We start from the raw sequence: 2,295 nt of genomic DNA on the forward strand, positions 1-2,295 counted from the left end.
CTTCGGATACCGGCTGCCGGAGATGTTCGCGGCCGAACAGCGCACCACTGCCAGCACCCCCGTGCCGCACCCGTCGGCCTGCCGCCCGGCCGCCGTGGCCGCGGCGGCCGGGATCCACGCGCTGACCGCCCTCGCCGGAATCCGCCCGGACGCCCCCGCGGGCACGGTCGCCCTCGCACCGCTCCCCGGAGCCCCCCTGGGCGGACTCAGGCTCTCGGGCCTTCGGGTGGCGGGAGGGCCCTTCGCCGTCCGGATCAGCCGGCTCGGCCTCGGCATGGTGGAGGAGGCGGCCGATGCGCTCCAATTGGGTGGCTGAGCACGCTCACCCGTTCCGGCCGGACCGTCCGCCCGGCCGAAGGCCAAGGCCTCCCGCCTTCGGGGCACTGTCTTCAAGGTCACCAAAGCGCTGTTTATCGTCAGGCAGACGACTATGATCGCGGCATGTCGCCCTACGACCCGTCGGCCTATCCGCCCTTCGCCGTCACCGTCGACCTGGTCGTGCTCACCGTGCGGCGCCACGCGCTCTGCGCGCTGGTCGTCCGGAGAGGTGAGCAGCCGTTCCAGGGCCGCTGGGCGCTGCCCGGAGGATTCGTCCGCGGAGACGAGGACCTGGCGGGGGCCGCCGCCAGGGAGCTCGCCGAGGAGACCGGCCTCTGCGCGCACGACCCCGCCCTGCCGGACGCGGGCAACGGGGCGCACCTCGAGCAGCTGGCCACCTACGGCGATCCGAAGCGGGATCCGCGGATGCGCGTCGTCAGCGTGGCGCACCTCGTGCTGGCTCCGGACCTGCCTGCGCCCCGGGCCGGAGGCGACGCCAACAGCGCGCGCTGGGCTCCGGTCGACGAGGTGCTGTCCGGCACCGACGAGGACTCCACGGGGCTCGCCTTCGACCACGCCCGGATCCTCGCCGACGGTGTGGAGCGGGCCCGCTCGAAGATCGAGTACTCCTCGTTGGCCACGGCCTTCTGCCCGCCGGAGTTCACCGTGGGCGAGCTGCGCCGGGTCTACGAGGCGGTCTGGGGTGTGTCCCTCGACCCGCGCAACTTCCACCGCAAGGTCACCGGCACTCCCGGATTCCTGGTGCCTGCCGGAGGTACGACGACCCGTCAGGGCGGCCGTCCGGCCCAGCTGTTCCGGGCAGGTGGCGCCACCCTGCTCAACCCGCCGATGCTGCGTCCGGAAGTCTGACACCGCGGCGTACGAGGCGCCCTCGGCAGGGGCGGGATCACCGTGGGCGATCCCAGGACCGGGCCCGGGTTCGGGTGCGCGTCCGGGTGTGGGTGCGAGACCGGACCCGCCGTCCGTACGGGTCCCGGCGGCGGCCGTATCGGTATCCCATCGGACCGGTTGCGCTGAATATCGGACATATCGCGTTATCTTGCTTGCGGTACCCATCCTGCCGCTGAGCGGTCTCACCCCCGCGAGAGAAGCGATGCTCCAGGCCATCGGACTCACCAGCAAGCCCCGCCCCGACGCCCCGCCCCTCGTGGACGACCTCACTTTCGAGGCCCGCCCGGGGCATGTGACCGCCCTGCTCGGCGAGCCGGGATCGGGCAAGACCACCGCACTGCGGCTCATGCTCGAACTCGAACCGGGCCGCGGCGTCACCTACTTCCGCGGCCGCGCGCTGCACCGGATCCCGCACCCCGGCCGTGAGGTCGGAGTGCTCCTCGGCGACGTCCCCGGCAACCCCGCGCGGACCGTCCGCAACCAGCTGCGGATGCTCTGTGCCGCAGCCGGTGTGCCCGCCTCTCGGGCCGACGAGACGCTGGAGGTCGTCGGCCTCGCGGGGCTGCGGGACCAGCGGCTCGGCTCGCTGTCGCTCGGCATGGAGCGCCGGGTCGCACTGGCCTCGGCCCTGCTGGCCGATCCGTGCACCTTGCTGCTCGACGAGCCCGGTGCCGGGCTTTCCCCACGCGAACGCGCCTGGCTGCACGGCCTGCTGCGCGGCCACGCCTCCCTCGGTGGCGCGGTGCTCTTCACCACCGACGACGCCAAGGAGGCCGCCCGTAGCGCCGACCGTGTCGTCAGCATCGGGTCGGGCCGGCTCGTCGCCGACCAGGACGCGGCCGAGTTCGCCCGGACCCGGCTGCGGCCGCGAGTCGCCGTGCGCACCCCTCACGCGGCCCGGCTGGCCGACGTACTGAGCCGGGAGGCCCGTGCCGCCCGGCGGTCGGTGGAGATCGTCGCGGAGAGCGGCAGCCGCCTGTCGGTGTACGGCAGCAGCTGCGCCGAGGTGGGCGAGGCGGCGTTCCGGCACGGCGTGCTGGTCCATCAGCTCGCCGACGAGACGGG

The 2,295-nt window shown here is 73.8% G+C and carries 2 protein-coding genes and 1 pseudogene; all 3 read left to right on the top strand.

Annotated elements, in window-relative coordinates:
- A pseudogene (locus ACWGIU_RS36020) lies at nt 1-316 on the top strand (glycogen debranching N-terminal domain-containing protein); the annotation flags it as partial.
- A 125-nt stretch (nt 317-441) separates the two neighbouring features.
- Nucleotides 442-1,188 carry an NUDIX hydrolase gene (locus tag ACWGIU_RS36025; RefSeq protein WP_453712299.1) on the top strand — a complete coding sequence of 249 codons (747 nt, stop codon included), beginning with the start codon at nt 442-444 and terminating at the stop codon, nt 1,186-1,188.
- Between the two features lie 244 nt (nt 1,189-1,432).
- The coding region (locus ACWGIU_RS36030) for an ATP-binding cassette domain-containing protein (RefSeq protein ID WP_453712300.1) at nt 1,433-2,295 on the top strand (863 nt) is incomplete at its 3' end.

The organism is Streptomyces sp. NPDC054840, from assembly GCF_053611065.1.

Bases quoted from the DNA above. Each gene is read 5' to 3' on its own strand.
- ACWGIU_RS36025 (WP_453712299.1), top strand. From the start codon at position 442: ATGTCGCCCTACGACCCGTCGGCCTATCCGCCCTTCGCCGTCACCGTC.